This window comes from Rhodosalinus sp. FB01 (assembly GCF_041365715.1).
Classification (GTDB): Bacteria; Pseudomonadota; Alphaproteobacteria; order Rhodobacterales; family Rhodobacteraceae; genus Rhodosalinus.
In genome coordinates, this window is the sequence record NZ_JBGFSH010000001.1 from 393,627 (window position 1) to 409,397 (window position 15,771).

At 65.0% G+C, this 15,771-nt stretch carries 18 protein-coding genes and 2 pseudogenes; 4 read left to right on the forward strand and 16 right to left on the reverse strand.

The genetic code is table 11. The features are described from left to right. The first annotated feature begins 134 nt into the window (after positions 1-134). The 3 genes from AB6A65_RS01910 to AB6A65_RS01920 all read left to right on the forward strand — a co-directional run bounded on the left by AB6A65_RS01910 (position 135) and on the right by AB6A65_RS01920 (position 1,875). Entirely contained in the window at positions 135-518 is a 384-nt protein-coding gene (locus AB6A65_RS01910) for a DUF6404 family protein (RefSeq protein ID WP_371036659.1), read from the forward strand. A 60-nt stretch (positions 519-578) separates the two neighbouring features. Further along, positions 579-797, forward strand: a complete 219-nt coding sequence (locus AB6A65_RS01915; protein WP_371036660.1) for a transglutaminase domain-containing protein — start codon at positions 579-581, stop codon at positions 795-797. A gap of 145 nt (positions 798-942) precedes the next feature. Next, entirely contained in the window at positions 943-1,875 is a 933-nt protein-coding gene (locus AB6A65_RS01920) for an IS5 family transposase (RefSeq protein WP_371036661.1), read from the forward strand. Between the two features lie 47 nt (positions 1,876-1,922). Here AB6A65_RS01920 and AB6A65_RS01925 read toward each other — a convergent pair. The 9 genes and pseudogenes from AB6A65_RS01925 to AB6A65_RS01965 form a co-directional block, all read right to left on the reverse strand. Next, positions 1,923-2,057: pseudogene (locus AB6A65_RS01925) on the reverse strand (AI-2E family transporter); the annotation flags it as partial. A 1-nt stretch (position 2,058) separates the two neighbouring features. Further along, on the reverse strand, positions 2,059-3,102 hold the full coding sequence (locus AB6A65_RS01930; protein ID WP_371036662.1) for an IS1595 family transposase: 1,044 nt from the start codon (positions 3,100-3,102) through the stop codon (positions 2,059-2,061). A 38-nt stretch (positions 3,103-3,140) separates the two neighbouring features. Beyond that, positions 3,141-3,815: an AI-2E family transporter gene (locus AB6A65_RS01935; RefSeq protein ID WP_371036663.1), complete on the reverse strand. Its 675-nt coding sequence runs from the start codon at positions 3,813-3,815 to the stop codon at positions 3,141-3,143. Between the two features lie 430 nt (positions 3,816-4,245). Then, positions 4,246-5,028, reverse strand: coding sequence for a phosphodiesterase (locus tag AB6A65_RS01940; protein WP_371036664.1), 783 nt, complete (start codon positions 5,026-5,028; stop codon positions 4,246-4,248). A gap of 7 nt (positions 5,029-5,035) precedes the next feature. Beyond that, on the reverse strand, positions 5,036-5,836 hold the full coding sequence (locus tag AB6A65_RS01945; protein ID WP_371036665.1) for a carbohydrate ABC transporter permease: 801 nt from the start codon (positions 5,834-5,836) through the stop codon (positions 5,036-5,038). Continuing rightward, a complete protein-coding gene (locus AB6A65_RS01950) occupies positions 5,833-6,726 on the reverse strand; it encodes a carbohydrate ABC transporter permease (protein ID WP_371036666.1) in 894 nt (297 codons plus the stop codon). The genes AB6A65_RS01945 and AB6A65_RS01950 overlap by 4 nt, the downstream gene beginning before the upstream one ends. Before the next feature lie 60 nt (positions 6,727-6,786). Beyond that, the gene (locus tag AB6A65_RS01955) at positions 6,787-8,049 is read right to left on the reverse strand and encodes an ABC transporter substrate-binding protein (protein WP_371036667.1); all 1,263 of its coding nucleotides are present in this window, start codon (positions 8,047-8,049) and stop codon (positions 6,787-6,789) included. Beyond that, positions 8,046-9,158 (reverse strand): ABC transporter ATP-binding protein, encoded by a 1,113-nt coding sequence (locus AB6A65_RS01960; protein WP_371036668.1) that lies wholly within the window; start codon positions 9,156-9,158, stop codon positions 8,046-8,048. The genes AB6A65_RS01955 and AB6A65_RS01960 overlap by 4 nt, the downstream gene beginning before the upstream one ends. Further along, positions 9,155-9,916, reverse strand: coding sequence for a DeoR/GlpR family DNA-binding transcription regulator (locus AB6A65_RS01965; protein ID WP_371036669.1), 762 nt, complete (start codon positions 9,914-9,916; stop codon positions 9,155-9,157). The genes AB6A65_RS01960 and AB6A65_RS01965 overlap by 4 nt, the downstream gene beginning before the upstream one ends. Positions 9,917-10,136: 220 nt before the next feature. On the opposite strand from AB6A65_RS01965, the pseudogene AB6A65_RS01970 reads away from it, so the two are divergent. After that, positions 10,137-11,023: pseudogene (locus AB6A65_RS01970) on the forward strand (IS5 family transposase). Between the two features lie 46 nt (positions 11,024-11,069). On the opposite strand, the gene AB6A65_RS01975 reads toward AB6A65_RS01970, so the two are convergent. From AB6A65_RS01975 to AB6A65_RS02005, 7 genes are all read right to left on the reverse strand, one after another. Then, entirely contained in the window at positions 11,070-11,480 is a 411-nt protein-coding gene (locus AB6A65_RS01975; protein ID WP_371036670.1) for a DUF5333 domain-containing protein, read from the reverse strand. A 124-nt stretch (positions 11,481-11,604) separates the two neighbouring features. Then, the gene (locus tag AB6A65_RS01980; RefSeq protein ID WP_371036671.1) at positions 11,605-11,946 is read right to left on the reverse strand and encodes a hypothetical protein; all 342 of its coding nucleotides are present in this window, start codon (positions 11,944-11,946) and stop codon (positions 11,605-11,607) included. Further along, positions 11,943-13,238 (reverse strand): NADH-quinone oxidoreductase subunit NuoF, encoded by a 1,296-nt coding sequence (gene nuoF, locus AB6A65_RS01985; RefSeq protein ID WP_371036672.1) that lies wholly within the window; start codon positions 13,236-13,238, stop codon positions 11,943-11,945. The genes AB6A65_RS01980 and nuoF overlap by 4 nt, the downstream gene beginning before the upstream one ends. 31 nt (positions 13,239-13,269) lie before the next feature. Further along, complete coding sequence (locus AB6A65_RS01990) at positions 13,270-13,488, reverse strand: DUF5337 family protein (RefSeq protein WP_371036673.1); 219 nt, start codon at positions 13,486-13,488, stop codon at positions 13,270-13,272. Positions 13,489-13,501: 13 nt separating this feature from the next. Then, a complete protein-coding gene (locus tag AB6A65_RS01995) occupies positions 13,502-14,200 on the reverse strand; it encodes an NADH:ubiquinone oxidoreductase (protein ID WP_371036674.1) in 699 nt (232 codons plus the stop codon). Positions 14,201-14,237: 37 nt separating this feature from the next. Then, positions 14,238-15,428: an NADH-quinone oxidoreductase subunit E gene (locus tag AB6A65_RS02000; protein ID WP_371036675.1), complete on the reverse strand. Its 1,191-nt coding sequence runs from the start codon at positions 15,426-15,428 to the stop codon at positions 14,238-14,240. A gap of 22 nt (positions 15,429-15,450) precedes the next feature. Then, entirely contained in the window at positions 15,451-15,765 is a 315-nt protein-coding gene (locus AB6A65_RS02005; protein ID WP_371036676.1) for a hypothetical protein, read from the reverse strand. Between the last annotated feature and the right edge of the window lie 6 nt (positions 15,766-15,771).

The window sequence follows — 15,771 nt, forward strand, 5'->3', positions numbered from 1 at the left end:
CCCAGTATTGACCGATTTACCGGGTAACCCGCGAGCGAGAATGCATATGACGATAAGGGCATGACGGACAGAGATCCTCAACCGCGTCAGGCGCATGTGACGAGTGAAGGCGCCCGTCGCGGCCGCACGGAGCCATGAAGAGCACGGAACCGACACCGAACCGGCACGAGAAGCTGCGCCGCGCGCTCGCTCACCTCGAGCGGGGTGGCGTGAAGGGAGCCCATGCGTATGCGCCCGCCTTCCGGTCGTTGGCACGGGCCGGGTACATCCTCAGGCCCCTGCACTATTGGTCGTTTCTGGGCCTGACGGCATTGGGGTTCTTCATGTTGGTGGTCTTGATCGGCGGCACCGTTACAGTCTGTCTGACGATGGGATTTGTCCCCCGCCCGGTGCATCGCGTCGTGAGCGCGGGTCCCGTGGTCTTCCTTGGAGTATCGGTCGCGTTGGCTCTCGTGTTCGCCGCGGCGCACAAGATCAAGGCGCGCAGTATCCGTTTGCCGAAGTGGCAGGATCTGTGAAACGGGTGGCGACGGCACGCTGGCGCAGATCGGACATGTAAAGGACTTAGGGCTGGCGTCGTGCTGGAGAAGGTCGTCGTAGATGACGGCTTCGAGGTCGCCGTTGCTGGCGTAGCTGCCGTGCCGGATGGGGCTGTTCCTGTGCTCTGCGGCTTGGCGCGGACGTCACATATCCCTGCACGCTGCATCTCCGCCTGCGGCGCCCAGGTCGATCCACTTGGTTTTCATGCCGTGATTGAGGTCGGGTTCGATTACCTCTGGCAGTTCGTGCACCCGTAGGGCATGTGCTCGCCAGATGAACTTGTCATCATTGGTATCGGGCGTGATGCCGCCGACGTCCCGTTCATTTAGACCCCGACGAGGCTCTGTTGCACAAACCCCGTGAGGGATTCATCTTGTGAATCCAGCGTGGTAGCTGTGGTGCATGAGCAGACCGACACCCCCGACCTACAAGACCAGAAACTGGCCAGCCTATAACGAAGCGCTCAAGCGCCGGGGCTCGCTGACGGTCTGGTTCGATCCCGAGATGATCTGGGAGGCCGTGCCGACAGGCAGGCGCGGCCGCCAGCAGACCTACAGCGATACCGCCATCCAGACTTGCCTGACAATGAAGATGCTGTTCGGCATGGCGCTCCGGCAGACGACCGGGTTCGTCGAGAGCCTGTTGCGCCTGGTCGGCCTTGACTGGTCGGTGCCCGACTTCAGCACTCTAAGCCGCCGCCAGAGGACCCTCGCTGTAGACATCACATATCGTGGCTCCAAGGGGCCGCTGCACCTGCTGATCGACAGCACCGGCATCAGGGTCGAGGGCGAAGGCGAATGGCACGCCCGCAAGCACGGCGGCCCCAAACGGCGGGTCTGGCGCGAGATCCATCTCGGAATCGACGAGCAAACACTGGAGGTCCGGGCCGTCGAGATCACCGGGAGTCACATCGGCGATGCACCGGTTCTGCCTGATCTGCTCAGTCAGATCCCGGCGGACCGGGATATCGGGTCGGTCACCGCTGACGGCGCCTATGACACACGCAAATGCCATGACGCCATCGCCGACCGCGGCGCCCACGCCGTCATTCCGCCGCGGAAGAACGCCAAGCCCTGGAAGACGATCACTGCCGGAGCCTTGGCGCGCAACGAGGCTCTGAGAGCGTCGAAATACCTCGGCCGAGCGCTTTGGCGACGATGTAGCGGATACCACCGCCGAAGCCGCGTCGAGACGAAGATGCATTGCGTGAAACTGCCGGGACAGCGCCTCATGGCACGAGACTTCGACCGCCAGGTTGCCGAGATCCAGGTCCGCATCGCCGTTCTCAACGGCCACACCGCGCTCGGCATACCCGTCACAGAGGTCGTAGGATAAGTCTGTCAGGGGAAAGGGGAACCTCGGTCAAAAGCCGATTTGTGCAACAGAGCCACGCCGATCGCTAACGCGCCGCCGAGGATCGCGCCGACATAAGGTATGAACGAGATCAGTCCGCTCATCGTGCCGATCGCGAACCCGTAATTGAGACCGACAAGCAACAGCACACTTGCGTAGGCGGTGTCAGCAAATCGTGTTGGTGCGGGGGCCTGAGACGAACAGCAGCCTGAGGACGTCGAGGGTGCTCCGGTCCGCGTTGTCCCGGGCGGCGTGCCATCGGCCGTAGGCGGCCAGGTTCTTCGACGCCGGTCCGCAGAATGGCTGCATGAATGTGCGGAACCGGCCGATCAGGGCGTTCACGGTGTTGATGTGATGGCTGCGCGGGGCGCGCTTCGAGCGCCTCCCGCCGTTGAGCGCGAAGTGCGGGATACGTTCGTCCTTGGCGATCCGTTCGTAGGTCGCATGGCCGTCCGTGCAGAGCACCGCGTCCGGCGCCATCACCGGCAGCAGGGCGCCGGAGATCGCCGCCTGGCCCGCGTCGGCGATGGCCTCGAAAGCGCGGTGGCCGGCGCGATCCGTGGCCGCGAGAAGCTTCTTCTCCCAGGCCCGCCAGCCGAACGGAGGCGCTGTGGCTGAACCGCCCCGCCGTCGGTAGGCCCGCCACCTCAGACGCGGCGGTGCCGGGTGGTTCATCGGGTCGCGCCTGTGCCGGACCCATTCCCGCGAGCCCTTGCGGCTCTCCCGCTGGTGTGCCTCGTCAGCCTCGACGATGCCGGCGAGGGTGCCGTCGAGCTCGGGCACCAGGGCTCCGATGATCACCATCCGCCAGCGCCAGACGCTGTGGCGCGACGCCCCCAGAACATCGGCCGCGCGGCGGCAGGACATCGGTTGCGGCGCCTCGATCATGTCGCGCGCCAGCGCGGTCACGAGATCGGGACGGTGCACCCGGGCCAGCGGCGTGCCACTGCGGCCCGACCACGTCGCCCCGCAGCCCGAGCAGCGCCATCGCTGGGCCCCGGTCCGGGTCCGGCCCCAACGGCTGCGGCTCTCGCCCCCGCAGCGGACGCATGCGGCCGCCGAGCCGCCCGTCTCAGCACGGGCATCGATCTCGAGCACGGCTTCGGCACGCTCTCGCGCCTCGGCCACCATCCCCTCGACCTTGCGCAGCTCCTGCGGTGTCAGACGGGCGAGCAGGCGGTCAAACTCGGGCGGATCGAAGCGGGGCACGACAGACTCCTCGGTTGGCTCGAGCCTCAAAGCCTACCCTACTGGCGCCCAGGAACAAAGCCGGAACCAACACGATTTGCTGACACCGCCCTTGCGTAATAGATCGCAAGAACCGCACAGACCAAGGCCTGCCCCCGCACGAACCCGGCCAGGGTTGCGTCGATATCGGCCGCGAGATTTCGCACGGTAGCAAGATGATGTCGTGGTATCGCATCGTCGAGTGTGCGGATGAGGCGGTCCCAATCCATGAGCAGATAAAACGCGACGACCGGCATGACCACCCAGAACAGAACCAGCTGGGTCAATCCCGAAACCCCGGCATACAGACCCGCGAGAACCTCTTCGCGGTTCTCGCCAGCGGCCTCCGCGGCATCCGCCAGCAATTCCTTGGTCTGTTCGCTCGCACTGCGGAAGACACCGGGCGATCCCTCGCCGAACACATCCTTGATTTGTGTCAGAGTTTGCGGCGCCCGCTCCAACAGGTTCGCGATCTCCGTCAGAATGATCGGTGCCGCGACCGCGAGGGACCCGAGAAGTCCCCCCATGATCAGCGTCAGAAGAACGGCTGCCCCGGCCGCCCGTGGCACGCCGAGACTTGTCAGCCACCGCATCGCCGGTTGCGAGAAATAAGCCAGGACAGCGCCAATCACGAACGGCAACACGATGTTTGAAATCAGCAAACCCGACAGCGAAATCACCAGGATCAGCGTCACCCAGAACGCCGCCTGAAGGCCCCAAGACGAGGACAGACGCCATCGCGGACGCGCCTCAAGATCCCGTTGCCGGGCTGGTTGCGTGTCAGAAACGTTCGTCATGTCGCCTCGCCGATTACATCGTCGAGCGTCAACGCAGCGGACGCGCAACTGTTCCGATGCGGGGTAGACCTTCTGGTCGAATCTGCGCGCGAGGGCCATACGCAGGGCTTGGCCGGCCAGAACCTTCTATTGATCGGGTTGGAACAAAACCCTGCCCCGCGGGTTCTCTCGGCAGGCGTGCTCAGCTCTGTAACGCGGCACGGAAACCTTAAAAGCGACGATAGGGTAAACGATGAACTGGGATCAGCTGGACCTGCCTCCCTCGCATCCCTCAGTCACAACGAGCGTCCGCGGGTGGGTGGCTAGCGTTCAGTCGCTGCATCGTCCATCAACAGAAATCGTCAGATGAAATTAGCCGTGTCAGGCACTTGTCCCCAATATCGTGCAGAATGGCACCGGAGTGACGCGGTATGAATTTGATCCCCGCACGCGTTTGAAGATCAAGACCAACAGCATGAGAGGTGCCCGGGGCAACCGTGACCTGGCGTCCCGCAAACTGACCCGTGATCATACGGTGAACATGCCCGCAGGCGATCTGCACCGGGCCGTCATGGTCACGCAACAGGTCCTCGAAACGTGGATTGGGGGTGAGGCCAATAGCGTCCATCGCGGATATACCCGTATCAATGGGCGGGTGATGCATGAAGATCAGTACAGGACGGTGCCGCAGATCGCGCAGCGTGACCTCGAGCCACTCCAGTGTTGCGTCGCTCACGGCCCCATGGGCCGCTCCTTCAATCAGCGTATCAAGGCCCAGGATGGTGACACCGTCCAGATCCTCGCGCCAGTTGATCGGCCCTTCATCGGGCATCAATTCGTCCTGCGCAACGACGGCACGCACGGCCTCGCGACTGTCATGATTGCCTGGGATGGCGCACCAAGGCAGCGGCGCCTCGGCCATTATCGCGCGCAAATGGTCATAAGCACCCTCGCATCCCGTTTCGGTCAGATCGCCCGAAATCACAAGCCGCTCCACCGGTCCGATGGCGGGCAACAAGCCTGCCAGCCCGGACAGTATTTTTCGCAGCGCCGCAGCGGTATCGATCGTGCCTTTAAAAAGCTGCTCTTCGGGCATGATGTGAAGATCGGAAATTTGCAGGATGCGGGTCATGGAGTCCTCATTTCACGCCAGCGGTCAGGAAAGCTTGTACAAATTGACGCTGGAAGATCAGAAAACCGATCAAGAGCGGGGCGATCACCATGACTGTGGCTGCAGAGATGACCGAGATGTCGACGCCGTTCTCGGGCGCGCCGAAAAGTGACAAGCCGACCGTCAGCGGCCGGGTGGAGGGCGAGTTGGTGACGATGAGCGGCCAGAGGAAATTGTTCCAGTGGGTCGCCACAGAGACAAGGGCATAGGCGAGATAGGTGGGGCGCGCGGCGGGAACATAGACCCGCCACAGAACGCCCAACGTGCCGCACCCTTCGACGCGGGCGGCTTCGTCCAGATCCTTGGGCACGGATTTGAACGCCTGCCGCATCAGGAAGATACCAAAGGCCGAGGCCATGTAGGGCGCGCCGATGCCCATTATGCTGTCAAGCAGACCCAGGGAGGCCGCGACCCGGTAGTTTTCAACGATCAACACCTCGGGCAGGATGAAAAGCTGCATCAGCACAAGAATGAAAAGCGCGTCGCGCCCACGGAACTCTGTCTGGGCAAAGGCGAAACCGGCCAGTGTGCAAAGCAGGAACTGCCCCGCCAGGATCAGCGAGACCAGCACGAAGGTGTTGAGGAAATAGCGCAGCCAAGGCGCCCCGGCCCAAGCGGTGCGGAAATTCTCAAGCGTCAGGGGCGCGGTCAGACGGAAGTTCACCGCGTCACTGACGTCGTGAAGCGCCGCCCAGAATGCAAAAAGCAGCGGCGAAATCCACAGAATGGCCAACAGGATCGCGGCGGCGGGTTCGATGCAACGGATCATCGGTAATGCACCCGCCGGTCAAGCACGAGGAACTGAAAAGCCGCGACCGCCCCCATCAGGGCCAGCACCAGCACCGTCATCGCCGCGGCTGCTGGTCTGTCGAAATAGGCGAAGGCGTTTTCCCAGATATAGTAGAGGATCAGCTTGGAACTGTCCGAGGGCCCGCCCTTGGTCAGGATGAACAGATGGTCGATCAGCTTGACCGAGTTGATAATTGCATTGACGAGGATGAACAACGTGGTCGGCATCAGGAGTGGCAACACGATCCGGCGGGTATAAGTCCAGCGGCTTGCCCCTTCGATATCGGCGGCCTCTTTCAAGTCGGGCGGAATGGTTTGCAGCGCCGCGAGGTAGAAGATCATGAAGAACCCCGCCTCTTTCCAGATCGTCACCACGCAAATCGCCCAAAGCGCGGTTTCGGGCTCACCCAGCCAGTTGACCGGCTCCGCTCCGAACAGCGCGCCGATCTGGTTGAGGATGCCGAAACTGGGCGTGTAGAAAAACAGCCAGAGGTTCGCCGCCGCGATCATCGGCAGCACGGTGGGGGTGAAATAGGCGGTGCGAATGAAGCTGCGCGCAGGCAGTTTCGAGTTGGCCCAAAGCGCCATGATCAGCGCCAGTGCCATGGAAACCGGAATGGTGACAAGCGCATACGAGAGGTTGTTGCCTGCCACCTGCCAGAAGGTCGGATCGTCGAACAGATAGCGGTAATTCTCCAGCCCCACGAATTCGGCCGGGTTGCGCCGGGTGCCGCGCGACCAAAGCGATGTCACCATGGTGGCCAGCGATGGGTAGAAGGCAAATGCCGTCAGCATGATGAGCGCGGGCGACAACAACAGCCAGCCGTGAAGTGCGCGGCGGCGGCGTGCCAGCGTGAAGGCGTCGGTCATGCGGGTCTCCACGGCCGGGCCGGTTGACTGAACCGGCCCGGCACAGAGCGTTGAGGGCGCTTACTTGTAGGCGCGCAGTTGACGCTCGGCGGCGGCCTGTGCCTCGGCCAGCGCGTCTGCGGGGCTTTTGTCGCCGGTCAGCGCCGATTGGATCGCGGCATTCAGCCCATCGCGAACACGCGCTGTCTCGAAGGTCGAGAATTCGGCAACCGCATGCTCAAGCTGATCGCGCGCCACCAGGGCGGGCGGGAAGTCAGCCGTGTAGGCCTTGAGCGCCTCGGTTTCGTAAGCGGCGGGCGAGACGCCCATATAGCCCGTCTCGATGGACCACTTCGCGGCCTGCTCGGGCGCGGTCATGAACTTGATGAGTTCAAGCGCGGCCTGCTTTTCCTCTTCGGTGGAGTCCTTGAAGAGGTAGAAATTGCCGCCTCCGGTGGGTGATCCCAACCGTTCCTTGCCGGGCAGCATGGCAACACCGAAATCGAACTCGGCATTGTTCTTGACCGCCGTCAGGTTGCCGGTGGAATGCCACATCATCGCGGTCTCGCCCTCAAGGAAGGCTTGGCGCAGCGTGCCCCATTCAACTGTGCCCTCGGGCATGATGCCATGTTCGGTGGAGAGGGACTTCCAGTATTCAAGCGCCTCGACGGTATCGGGGTCGTCGAAATAGGTGGTCAGCCCGTCATTTGACATCAATTCCTGACCGTTCTGGATCGCCAGGGCCTGGAACATCCAGTAGGGATAGCCCGTCGAGGGGATCATCAGGCCGTGATGGTCGTCCGTTGTCAGGGCTTTGCCCATCTCGACCAATTCATCCCACGTGGTCGGCGCCTTTTCCGGGTCAAGGCCCGCCTCGCGGAACATGTCCTTGTTGTAATAGGCGACGATGGTCGACCGCTGGAACGGCACGCCCCATGTCTGGCCCTCGATCTGGCCGTTGGCCATGAGCGCAGGGTAGAAGCTGTTCAGCCATTCCTGCTCCGCCTCGGTCTCGATGGCGCTCTCGAAGGGCACGATGAGGCCTTGCTCGATCAGGTCATAGGCGTCGATGGAAAACATCACGGCAAGCTGCGCCGGATCGCCGGATGCAAGCGCCGCAAGCGATTTGATGCGCGTGTCGTCATCGTTGCCGGCATAGATCGCGTTGACTGTGATATCAGGGTTTTGCGCCTCGAACTCGGCAACGATCCCGTCGACCACGTCGGTCAGCGCGCCACCGACGGCGATGGGGTAATACATGGTCAGCTCGGTCTCGGCCATGGCCGGATTGACGAGCGCGGTGGAGGCCGCCATTATAGCAGATACAGCAGTGATACGGGTCATTCTGAGAGGTCCTCTTTGGCTGTTTGAGTTGAAGTGGGGGCCTTATGGCCATCCTCGGGCGCGGGATTTTGGCGAATGCGCGCCTTTGGATTCTGCTGCGGCTCCTTTTTCAGGCTTCCGGTGACGGAGTCGAAAAGGAGCCGGTTTTCCTCGGGGATAATTACACCAACCATCTGGCCGGGCCGAAACGCGGCCGGGCCGGGCAGGATCGCGGCAAGCCCCTCGGCCGCCGGATGGGTGAGTGCCAGCCGGGTTTCGCCGCCCAGGTACTCGAAATCCTCGATCCGCGCGTCAAGATCGCCTTGCCCAGCCGACACGAGCGAAACAGCTTCGGGGCGCATGCCTATGGTAGAAGCGCCCTCTTGCCCAAGCGCGGTTGCATTAATCAGCGACATGGGCGGGTCACCGATGAATTGCGCGGCAAAAGTGGTTGCCGGGCGCGCGTAGAGCTCCGAAGGCGTGCCAACTTGTTCAATGCGGCCCTCCCGCATCAGCACGATCTTGTCCGACAGGCTCATCGCCTCGCCCTGATCATGGGTCACGTAAACCACCGTCAACGACAGCTTGCGCGCCAGTGTCCGGATGTCGCGACGCACTGAGTGGCGCAACTTGGCATCTAGGTTCGAAAGCGGCTCATCCATCAAACACAGCGGCCGCTCGGCCACCGCCGCCCGGGCCAGCGCCACGCGCTGCCTTTGCCCCCCCGACAGCTCAGACGGTTTGCGCCGCTCCAGCCCCTCCAGCCCCGTCATGGCAAGGACCTCGGCCAGACGCCGCTCCCGGTCCGCGCGGGTGACGCGCCGCACCTTGAGCCCGAATATCACGTTTTCAGCCACGTTGAGATGCGGAAACAGCGCGTAGGACTGGAACACCATCGACAGGTTGCGCTGCGCGGCCGGCAGGGCCGTCACGTCACGGCCGTCGATCCATATGCTGCCCGCTTGCGGCTGTTCCAGCCCCGCGATCAGGCGCAGCATCGTGGATTTTCCGCAGCCCGACGGGCCGAGGATCGACAGAAAGGCCCCTTGCCGCAACTCAAGGCCGATGTCGCACACCCCGCCCTGTCCGTTCCATTGCCGCGTGAGGCCTTCAAGCATCAGAAAGCTCATGTGCCCTCCCCCGCGATGACCAACCGCTCGCCGAGCGACTCCAGCAGCGTGGCGAAAGGCGCACCGGGCTTGGCCTCGGTCACCACATGGTTGGCCTCGTCGAGATGACCGCCGACCGCCGGGGCACGGCGCCCGAATTTCGAGCTGTCCGCGACGAAAATGGAATGGCGTGCGTTTTCCTGTGCTTGGCGGCGGAGGCGCACCTCAGGTGCGTGGAAATCCAGCAGGGAGCCGTCAGTGTCGATGCCGGCGGCACCGTAAATGGCGAAATCCGCGCGGTAGGACGCGAAAAGCTCCTGTGCCAGAGACCCGAGGACGTCCCGATCCGGCAGGCGCAGTTCCCCGCCGGGGATGACAACCCGCGCACCGGGCGCCTCGGACAGGGCCATCGCCGCATTCAGGTTGTTGGTGATGACGGTCAAGCCTTCACGCTCGGCCAGCGCGGCGGCGACAACGGCCGGGGTTGTGCCAATCGAAAAAAATAGCGTTGCACCGTCCGGGATCAGCCCCGCGACGTGGGACGCGATCCTCTGCTTGGCCGCCACATTCAGCGAAGTGCGCGCCGAATAGGGCAGGTTCGAACTGCCCTCGATGAATTCGGCCCCGCCGTGCAAGCGCCGCAATTTTCCCTGCGCACACAGCGCGTTGATATCGCGGCGGACGGTATGGGCCGAGACGCGCAGAACCTCTGCCAACTCGTCCACCATGACGCGCCCGCGGGACTGTGCCGTTTCGAGAATCGCCGACTGTCTGTTCATTCGAGGCCCCTTGCGTGCTCTTTTGAGCGAACACTATGTCGGCTCTATGAAACCGACGCTCATTAAAGCACTTTTGGCTCGGTTCGTTGCGCAAGTTGCGTCGTTGTTTCAAGAGGTTTTGGCGCAGGGGTCATTCTGAGAATTGGTGCGCAGCCTAGGGTCAGGACCCATTGATTGGCTGGTGAGGTCATGATTCACTGCTGAAAAAGCGAGGGGTGACATGAGCAACCTCTTCTGGCTGACGGAGGCGCAGATGGCGCGCATCGAGCCTTACTTCCCGAAGGTGAGGAAGACCAGAAATCGATCCAGTGGATCGATTTCCTGACGAACCGGCAAACCCGGGGGCGACGACCGGCGCGTGCTGTCCGCCATAATCTTCATCAATCGCAATGGCTTGCGATGGTACGACGCACCGAGAAAATACGGGCCGCACAGTTGAAGGGGACCGTGGCCCCAGTGGGGCCGCGTAAGCCCCGGAAACGCTCCACCATCCCTGGAAGCGCTGGAGCGAGAAGGGCGTGTTCGCCCGGATCCTCGCGGGGCTGGCCGCCGGGGAGCCGGAGGAAAGGCGGCGATGATCGACGCGACGTATCTCAAGACGCACCGGACGGCGACCAGCCTGGCGGTGAAAAAGGGGGGCGTGGACGCCTGATCGGCCGGACGCAGGGCGGCATGAACACCAGGCTGCACGGCGTGACCGACAGCCAGGGGCGCCCGATCCGGTTCTTCATCACCGCGGGCCAGGTTAGCGACGACGTCGTCGGCGCGCGGGCGCTGTGCGGGTCCCTGCCGGCGGTCGACTGGCTGATCGCCGACCGGGGCCACGACGCCGACTGGTTCCGGGACGCGTTGCAGGACAAGGGGATAAGGCCCGTTCAGGGCTGATTTGATCCAATGGATCAAATCTGTCCGCCCTTCACCCCCGGCCGGACGTCCCGCGACAAGGCTATTCTTTACGACAAGCGGCGATACAAGCGCCGCAACCGCATCCAGATCATGTTCGGCCGCCTGAAGGACTGGCGGCGCATCGCAACCCGCTACGACCGCTGCCCGAAGGTCTTCCTGTCAGCCATCGCGCTCGCCGCACCCGTCATCTTCTGGCTTTGACCATCATTGAGTCTGGAGCCTAGGGACCCCCTGAGAACCACCGCCCTCACTTCTCTCTCAGCAGCGCGCCGATGGCGCTGCCCCGGGCGATTTCCCGCCGGCCGAGATCGCAGATATCGGCCAGGCTTTCCGGGTCGGCCCCCTGCTGGTGGACATAGCGCTCGCCGAGGGCGCGGATGCGCGCCTTTTCGTCCTTGCTGTTCACGTAGGCGTCGATCTCGGACTTCGTATAGCCGAGGTCACGGGCGCGGTTTTCCAGCCGGTTCAGCGTGGCGAGCGCCCGAAGCATCCGCGCGTCGATGGTGTCGCAGCGGGTGCGGATCTCGTCGGCGATGGCCACGGCCAGGAGGGCGCCATCGATCTCCTTCACCTCCCGCAACGGCGGGCGCGCGTCGGAGGCGGTGGCGGTGCCGGCCAGGAGCAGGGCGGCGAGGGCGGCGGCAATCGGTCTTCGCATGGTCGAACTCTCCCCGGGTTCGCGGGATGCATCGTGGTCCCGCGCGTCGCCCAAGAGACGACACATGATCGCCTGTCATGCAATAACACGGGGTCCGCCGCGCCTCTCTGGCGACCATACCGTCCTACCAGCCCAGGCACTCTCCCTGAAGAAGGAGCGCGCCATTCTCGATCCGCAGCGCGGACGCCTCGGCATCGGGCGAGAGCGTCCAGCGCACCGCCGAGGATCCGTAATTGCGGATGCAGTAGACGGTCGCCTCGTAGCGGCCGGCCTCGCGGGCGCCGGCAAGCCCCTGCCCGGCATTGCGCACCGAGATCGTGAACTTCTCCCGCTCGCCACCGATGGTCGAGACGCTGGCGGGATAGATGTTGCCGTCGAACGCCACGCGGCTCTGGCCCTGGCCGCACGCGGCCAGCGTCGCTGCCGCGGCCAGCGCCGCGATGATCGCGCGCCGCCGCCCTCTCATTCCGCGGCCACCGCGCTCGCGCGGCCCGTCTGCTGCGCCTTGATGCGGTCCTCGATCTCGTCGCGGAAATGCCGGATGAGGCCCTGGATCGGCCAGGCCGCCGCGTCGCCCAGCGCGCAGATCGTGTGGCCCTCCACCTGCTTGGTCACGTCGAGCAGCATGTCGATCTCCTCGACTTCCGCCTCGCCGTTCACCAGACGCTCCATCACGCGCATCATCCAGCCCGCGCCCTCGCGGCAGGGCGTGCACTGGCCGCAGCTTTCGTGCTTGTAGAATTTCGACAGCCGCCAGATCGCCTTGATGATGTCGGTGGACTGGTCCATCACGATCACCGCCGCCGTGCCGAGGCCCGACCGGTTCTCGCGCAGCCAGTCGAAATCCATGATCCCCTCGCGCATGACCGAGGCGGGCAGCATCGGCACGGACGAGCCGCCGGGGATCACCGCCTTGAGGTTGTCCCAGCCGCCGCGGATGCCGCCGCAATGCCGCTCGATCAGTTCCTCGAAGGAGATCGACATCTCCTCTTCGACCACGCAAGGGTGGTTCACATGCCCCGAGATCGCGAAGATCTTGGTGCCCGTGTTGTTCGCACGCCCGAAGCCCGCGAACCAGTCCGCGCCGCGGCGCAGGATGGTGGGCACCACCGCGATGGATTCGACGTTGTTGACCGTCGTGGGGCACCCGTAGAGGCCCGCGCCCGCCGGGAAGGGCGGCTTCATGCGCGGCATGCCCTTCTTCCCCTCCAGGCTTTCCAGAAGCGCCGTCTCCTCGCCACAGATGTAGGCGCCCGCGCCGTGATGCAGGTAGAGGTCGAAATCCCAGCCCGAGCCGGCGGCGTTGGGGCCCAGCAGCCCCGCCTCGTAGCATTCGTCGATCGCGGCCTGCAGCGCCTCGCGCTCGCGGATGTACTCGCCGCGGATGTAGATGTAGCAGGCATGCGCCCCCATCGCGAAGGACGCGATCAGGCAGCCCTCGATCAGCGTGTGCGGATCGTGGCGCATGATCTCCCGGTCCTTGCAGGTGCCGGGCTCGGACTCGTCGGCATTGACCACGAGGTAGGCCGGGCGACCATCGGATTCCTTGGGCATGAAGGACCATTTCAGGCCCGTGGGGAAGCCTGCGCCGCCCCGGCCCCGCAGGCCCGATTTCTTCATCTCCTCCACGATCGCGTCGCGGCCGCGGGCGATGATCGCGCCGGTGCCGTCCCAGTGGCCGCGCGCCTTCGCCCCGGCGAGCGAGCGGTCATGCATGCCGTAGAGGTTGGTGAAGATACGATCTTCGTCCTTCAGCATCGAACAGTCCTTCCCAGCTCCGGGCGCGTCCTCATCGGTCGCGGGCGCGCCACAGTCTTGCCGCCACCACGAGCGCCCAGAGAAAGGCGCCCATGGAGGCGAAATAGATCAGCATCTCGTAGCGCACAGGCAAACCTGCAAGCGCCACGAGCCAGGGCGCGAGGATCGCGGCGAGACCGGCGCCGGCGATCACGAGCGCGGCGATCCGCCCCTGCCGCGCGATCCGTCGCTGCCGGTCCTCCGAGTTCATCGCGCCCCCGTCGTCAATCGCTCTTTGCGGCGGCCAGGTCCTTCGCCTGCGCCACCCAGTCGTCGCGGGTCACCCGGCCCTTGAAGCCTTCGAGGTTCTCGTCGACCCAGGCGATCTCGTCCTCGGACCATGCCGCGATCTGGTCGAAATGGTAAAAGCCGAGGCTGTTCAGCAGCGTCTCGAGCTTCGGGCCGACGCCCTTGATCTTCTTCAGATCGTCCGCCTGGCCGCCACGGGGGGCCGACAGTGTCGCCGGCTTCGTCCCGCCCCCGGCCCCGGCGGCCTCCTTCGCGGCGGCCGCGCCGGCCTTGCCGGCGCTCTCTTCCGGACCGGCCGATTTCGGCGCGGCGGTGCTGGCGGCGGCCTTCGCGGCGGGCGGCGCCGCGGAGGCCGGGGCGGACGACGCCGGCGGCACGTGGCGCGGCGCCGGCGCTTCGGTCTCGGCCATGTCCAGCGCCTCCAGCTTTTCCCGGCGAAGCGGCTCCATCCCGGTCAGCTCGCCAAGCGTGGTGTCCTCCAGCGGATTGCCGAGTATGCCGCAGACCTTGCGTTGAAGCACGACGCCCATGCCGGCCCCGAACGCGCCGCCCAGAACGAGCGCGACCAGGAACCACATCCTGTCGTTCAGCGCCACCACCATGCCAAGCCCGGCCACGGCGGCGAGGCCCCAGCAGAACTTGAGGCAGGTATCGTCCTTGCTGCTGGTCGTCATTCCCATTCCCCCTCAGATGTCGGTTTGCAAGGCAGCGTCAATAGACATCGCCCTTACTAACACGCTCCGAGAAATCCGTCTCTCCCCCTTCGGAAAGAACCCGTGCCTGCTCCACCCAGTTGTCGCGCGTGACGCGGCCCTTGAAGCCCTCGAGGTTCTGGTCGACCCAGGCGATCTCCTTCGCCGTCCAGCCGGCGATCTGGTCGAAATGGTAAAAGCCCAGACCGCGGAGAAGCTTTTCCAGCTTCTTGCCGATCCCCTTGATCTTCTTCAGGTCGTCCGGCCCGCCTTCGCGCGGGGCCTCCAGGCCCTCGGGTCGCGTGCCCAGATCGGCGGCATCGGGTTCGGGCCGCGGCGCGTCGGGGTCGAGCCTGGCCTCGGGGGCCGGAGCGCCGCTCTCGGGCTTGCCCCGGCCCTTCACCGGGGCCTCGCGCCGGTCGATCCCGGTGTCGTCGGCGGGCAGTTCCTCGGCGAGGACCGGCGTGTGCGGGTCGGGCTCGGGCGCGGTGTCGTTGCCGGACCGGTCGCGCCACGGGGTCACGAGAGGCACCTCGCTGCCGTCGATCCGCTTCACGGTGTCGCCCAGCTCCTCGGCGAGCGCGACGGAGGCGTTGCGCGGCAGGCGCTCCTCGCCATGGGCGTGCAGGCTCGTCAGCCCGCCCGCGGGTTCGGACGCGTAGCGCCCCTGCTGCGGCCCCGGCAAGGGCACCTCGCCCGCCGCCAGCGCATCGAGTATCTCGCCCAGCCGCCCGGCGGTCAGATCCTCGTAATAGTCCTTGCCGATCTGCGCCATCGGGGCGTTCGAACACGCGCCGAGGCACTCGACCTCCTCCCACGAGAACTTGCCGTCAGGGCTCAGCTCGTGCGGTTCCCGGGCGATCTTCTCGCGGCAGACGCCGATCAGGTCCGCGGCGCCGCAGATCATGCAGGAGGTCGTGCCGCAGACCTGCACATGCGCGACCGAGCCCACCGGCGCGAGCTGGAACATGAAGTAGAAGGTCGCGACCTCGAGGGCGCGGATATGCGCCAGGCCCAGCAGGTCGGCGACGTATTCGATGGCCGGCCGCGACAGCCAGCCCTCCTGCTCCTGCGCGCGCCACAGAAGCGGGATGATGGCGCTGGCCTGCCGGCCCTCGGGATATTTCGTCATTTGCGCCCGCGCCCATTCCAGATTGGCGGGGGTGAAGGCGAAACTCTCCGGTTGTTCGTGGTGAAGACGGCGAAGCATGGAAGCTCCCTCGGTTGATCGCTCAGGCGGCGGGGGCGCAGGGCCCGGAGACGAGCCGCACGCCGCCCTCGGACGTGCGCACCGCCTGGTCGCTGGCAAGGCGGTATTGCGAGATGTCGAGAACCTGCTGGCGGGTGAGGCCGGCCTGAAGCTCGACCGGCGCGTAATCGGATTCGTAACGCAGCTCACAGCCGATGCTGGCCACGGCGAGATCGTAATCCGCAAGCTGCGCGTCGCTCACGTTCTCCGGCGGCATCGCGCAACCCGCGAGCGCGGCTGCCGCGGCGACCGCGAGCACGGCGGCGCGGGGCAGGCCCAATTCTGTCGTCGTCGTCATTCTTGC